The organism is Methylobacterium sp. WL18 (genome assembly GCF_008040015.1).
Lineage (GTDB): Bacteria > Pseudomonadota > Alphaproteobacteria > Rhizobiales > Beijerinckiaceae > Methylobacterium > Methylobacterium mesophilicum.
Map to the genome: position 1 here is coordinate 1 of NZ_VRVD01000347.1, position 4927 is coordinate 4927.

General features: G+C 70.7%; 2 protein-coding genes and 1 pseudogene. 2 read left to right on the forward strand and 1 reads right to left on the reverse strand.

Annotation, left to right across the window (positions count from 1 at the left end; all coding sequences use genetic code 11):
- Positions 1 to 276 (reverse strand): annotated as a pseudogene (locus tag FV228_RS20195) (regulatory protein RecX); the annotation flags it as partial.
- A 155-nt stretch (positions 277 to 431) separates the two neighbouring features.
- Here FV228_RS20195 and FV228_RS20200 point away from each other — a divergent pair.
- Entirely contained in the window at positions 432 to 1850 is a 1419-nt protein-coding gene (locus FV228_RS20200; RefSeq protein ID WP_147856253.1) for a TAXI family TRAP transporter solute-binding subunit, read from the forward strand.
- Between the two features lie 121 nt (positions 1851 to 1971).
- Positions 1972 to 4764 (forward strand): [protein-PII] uridylyltransferase, encoded by a 2793-nt coding sequence (locus FV228_RS20205; RefSeq protein ID WP_147856252.1) that lies wholly within the window; start codon positions 1972 to 1974, stop codon positions 4762 to 4764.
- Positions 4765 to 4927: the final 163 nt, after the last annotated feature.

Sequence of the window (4927 nt, forward strand, 5' to 3'; positions counted from 1 at the left end):
GGCGAAGCGGACATCGTCCACCAGGCCGGCCGAGACCGCCCGCGCCACGGTGGCGGCGATCATCTCGGCGAAGGCGGACGGGTCCTCGCCGCGCAGACGAGCGCGCTTGTCGACCCGCCGCGCCAGGGTCCGGCGCAGCATCTCGGTCGAGGCGCTGTAGCGCTCCAGGTAGTAGAGCGCGACGCGCTGCAGCCAGGCCGCGCTGACCGGGCCGGGCGGCCGACGCTCCGTAGTGCGGGTTCCTGGCCCGGATTCTGCAACGTTTGTTGGTTTCACCGGTTCTTCACGATCTCGACAGGTTTGCGTTCCATGACGTGGGGATGGAACGCGCGCAACGCGACAGGCTCGGCCATGGTCCGCAGCAAAGTCCTTCGCCCGATCTCACCCACGGCCCGTGGCGGCGACGCCTGCGCGCCGCGGCGACGATCCTGATGCGCCGCGAGTGGCTCCTCGTTCTGGTAGCCCTCGGGCTGGCCGCGGTCGCGGCCGGCATCGTCTATCTGTCCCGTCCGACCACGCTGACGGTGGCGGTCGGCCCCCAGGACGGGGCCGAGGCCGCGCTGATCGAGGCCTACGCGAACGCCCTCGACCGGAGCCGCGAGGACGTGCGCCTCAAGGTCGTCCGCTTTTCGGACGTGCGCGACAGCGCCCTGGCGCTCCAGCGCAACCGGGCCGACCTCGCGGTGGTTCGGCCGGACGTGTTCCTGCCCGAGAACGGCCTGACCCTGGCGATCCTGCACGACGAGGCCCTGGTGATCGCCGCGCCCGAGGGGGCCGAGATCGAGGACGTGCCGGCGCTGGCGCGCAAGCGTCTCGGGATCGTCGTGCGCCACAGTGCCGACCTGCCGTTCCTGACCAACCTGCTCTCCTTCTACGACCTCCTGCCCGACAGCCCCGGGGCGGATGCGCCGGAGGCCGAGCCCGCGGCCGAGATCGCATCCGGCCACGTTCAGGTGGTGCCGCTGAAGCTCGGCGAGGTCGCGACGGCACTCTCCGAGAAGCGCGTCGACGCGGTGGCGGTGATCGCCAGCCCCGCCTCGAAGATCGCGGGCGCGGTGGTGCGGGCCATCGAGATGGGGTCCCCCGACCGGAAGATCGGGTTCGTGTCGATCCCGGACGGAGACGCGATCCTGCAGCGCTTCCCCGAATTGCAGTCCCTGACGATCCCGGCCGGGACCTTCGGCGGCCGTCCGAAGCGCCCGGACGAGGAGGTCCGCACCGTCGGCGCCTCCTACCGCCTGATGGCGCGGGGCTCGGTCAGCCGGGTCGCGATCGCCTCGGCGACGCAGCACCTGTTCGAGTGGCGCTCGCGGCTTGCCGCCGCGGCCCCGGCCGCCAAGCTGATGAAGGCGCCGGATTTCGACACGACGGTCGCGGCGACTTCGGCACGCCTGCCGAACCATCCCGGCGCCGTCGACTATTTCGAGCGCGAGCAGCAGACCTTCCTCGATCGTTACGAGGATTACATCTACCTGCTGGCCTTCTTCGGCGGCACGATCGGCTCGGGCATCGCCTGGATCGGGCAGCGGCTGGCCCGCAAGCGCCGCGAGCGCATCGACATCGTGCTCGACCGCCTGCTCGACATCATGCGTGAGGTCCGGGCCGCCACCAGTGCAGCCGAGCTGGATGAGATCGCCATCGAGACCGACGGGCTCGTGGCCGACGTCGTCTGCTACGCCCGCGAACGCAGCATCGACGCCCGGACCGTGAGCGCCCTGATCCTGGCGGTGGACGGCGTCCACGCGGCGATCTCCGATGCGCGGCGGCGGGCCGACGATTCGGCGCCGGGGGCGACGGCCAAGCGACGCACCGCGCGGCTGCTGGCCCTCAACCTGCCGGCCGCGGAATAACCGTGACCGTCCGCGCCGGCGCCCTCGTTGACGCGGGATGGCATGCGGGTCGGGAGGGACCGCTGTGTCCCGTGCATCACCGCCCGGCTGGCGGCGTAGGCATATCATGCTAACGGGGGGCATGTTCGATCCCGCCGCCGCCCTCGAAACGGTCCTCGCCAACCTCGACCGCGAAGCCCGCGAGCCGACCAAGCTGCGCGCCGCGCTCGTGCCCGAGCTGCGCCGGGTCATCGAGGACGGCCACCGCGCCGCGGAGGCGCAGCTTCTGCAGGACCGCAACGGCCTCGGCTGCGCGCAGGCCCTGTCGGACCTGACCGACGCCGTGGTGCGGACGATCCACGACGCGGTGGTCCGGCAGCTCTACCCCAACGACAACCCCTCCACCGGCGAGCAGCTCGCCGTGGTCGCCACCGGCGGCTACGGCCGGGGCACGATGGCGCCGGGCTCCGACATCGATCTGCTGTTCCTGCTGCCCTACAAGCAGACCGCGTGGTCCGAGAGCGTCGTCGAGGCGATGCTCTACGTCCTGTGGGACCTCAAGCTGAAGGTCGGCCACGCCACCCGCTCCGTGGAGGAATGCCTCCGCGAGGCGAAGGCCGACATGACCATCCGCACCGCGCTCCTCGAGGCGCGCTACCTGTTCGGCACGCGGGTCCTGTTCGAGGAGCTGGTGACGCGCTTCGACGCCGAGCTGGTGATCGGCTCGGCCGCCGAATTCGTGGACGCCAAGCTGCGCGAGCGCGATGCCCGGGTCTCGAAGGCCGGCACCTCGCGCTACCTGGTCGAGCCCAACGTCAAGGACGGCAAGGGCGGCCTGCGCGACCTGAACACCCTGTTCTGGATCGCCAAGTACACCTACCGGGTGCGCGACCAGATCGAGCTCGTCGGCGCCGGCCTGTTCACCCAGGAGGAATACGCGCTGTTCGAGCGCTGCGACGAGTTCCTGTGGCGGGTCCGCTGCCACATGCACTTCGTCACCAAGCGGGCGGAGGAGCGGCTGTCCTTCGGGCTGCAGCCGCGGATCGCCGAGCGCTTCGGCTACGAGGCCCGGGGCGGCCTGTCCGGGGTCGAGCGCTTCATGAAGGCGTATTTCCGCGTCGCCAAGGATGTCGGCGACCTCACCGCCATCGTCTGCGCCGAGCTGGAGGCCCGCCACGCCAAGCGCACGCCGGTGCTCGACCGCTGGATCGGCCGGTTCCGCGACCGCTTCCGCGCCACCGCGATCGAAGCCGAGGATTTCTGGATCGACCACGGCCGGGTGAACCTGCGCGCCGAGGACGCGTTCGAGCGCGACCCGGTCAACCTGATCCGCCTGTTCTGGCTGGCCGACCGCCACAACCTCGCGATCCACCCGGACGCCAAGCGGCTGGCGAACCGGTCGCGCCGGCTCATCACCCCGACCCTGCGGGCGGACCCGGAAGCCAACCGGCTGTTCCTCGACATCCTGACCTCGCGCAACGCCCCCGAGGAGGCCCTGCGCGAGATGAACGAGGCCGGCGTGCTCGGCCGGTTCATCCCGGATTTCGGCCGCATCGTCGCGATGATGCAGTTCAACATGTACCACCACTTCACGGTGGACGAGCACCTGCTGCGCACCGTCGGCATCCTGGCTGCCATCGAGTCGGGCCGCGCCGAGGAGGCCTACCCACTGGTCTCGCGCCTGATCCACACGATCCACAACCGCACCGCGCTCTACGCCGCGATCCTGCTGCACGACATCGCCAAGGGCCGACCCGAGGACCACTCGATCGCCGGGGCGGCCATCGCCGCGCGGCTCTGCCCGCGCTTCGGGCTGACCGAGGCCGAGACCGAGACCGTGGCCTGGCTGGTCGAGCATCACCTGCTGATGTCGATGACCGCGCAGAGCCGCGACCTGTCGGACGGCAAGACGATCGAGCGATTCGCCTCGGTGGTGCAGAGCCTGGAGCGGCTGAAGCTCCTGACCATCCTGACGGTGGCCGACATCAGCGCGGTCGGCCCCGGCGTCTGGACCGCCTGGAAGGGCACCCTCGTCCGCACCCTCTACGACGAGACCGAGGTGTTCCTCTCGGGCGGCCATTCCGAGATCGCCCGCACCGACCGGGTGCGCCTCGTCCAGATGAGCCTGCGCGAGCAGCTGCCCGGCTGGGCCTCGGATGAGTTCGACGCCTACGCGGCGCGTCACGGCCAAGCCTACTGGCTGAAGGTCGACAGCCCGCGCCAGATCAAGAACGCGGTCTTCCTCCGCGACGTGCTGAGCGAGGGCCGCACCAGCGCCACCGACGTGGCCCTCGACCCGGTGCGGGGCGTGACGGAGGTCACGATCTACTCCCCGGACCACCCGCGCCTGCTCGCGATCGTCACGGGGGCCTGCGCGGCGGCCGGCAGCAACATCGTCGATGCGCAGATCTTCACCACCACCGACGGCTTCGCCCTCGACACGATCTTCATCTCCCGGGCCTTCGAGCGCGACGAGGACGAGTTGCGCCGGAGCAAGCGCATCACGGCCGCGATCGAGCGGTCCCTGAAAGGCGAGATCCGCATCGCCGACCTGGTGGCCGACAAGCACCCGCCGACCAGTGCCCAGGCCAAGACCTTCCTGGTGCCGCCGGATGTCGGGATCGACAACGCTCTGTCGAGCCGCGAGACCGTGGTGGAGGTGACCGGCCTCGACCGGCCGGGCCTGCTCTACGAGCTGACCACGGCGTTCGGCCGGCTGTCGCTGAACATCACCTCGGCGCACGTGGCCACCTTCGGCGAGCGCGCGGTGGACGTCTTCTACGTCACCGACCTCACCGGCACGCGGGTGACGCAGCCCGACCGGCAGGCGGCGATCCGCAAGGCGATGCTGGAGGTGTTCGCGGGCGACGTCGCAGTCCTCAGGGCCGAGGGCCTGGAGGCCCTCGTCGCCGCGCCGCCGCCACGCGAGGCGTGAGCGGGCGGGTTGATTTCGGCCGCCCCGGGTCAGATATCAGCGCCGCATTCGATTCTCCTCACCCATTCCCGCCGACGACTGAACCGCGATGACGAGCAACGACATGTCCCAGGACGACCAGCGCCAGACCACGGTCGAGGCCGGTGCCAGCGCGGCCCAGGAG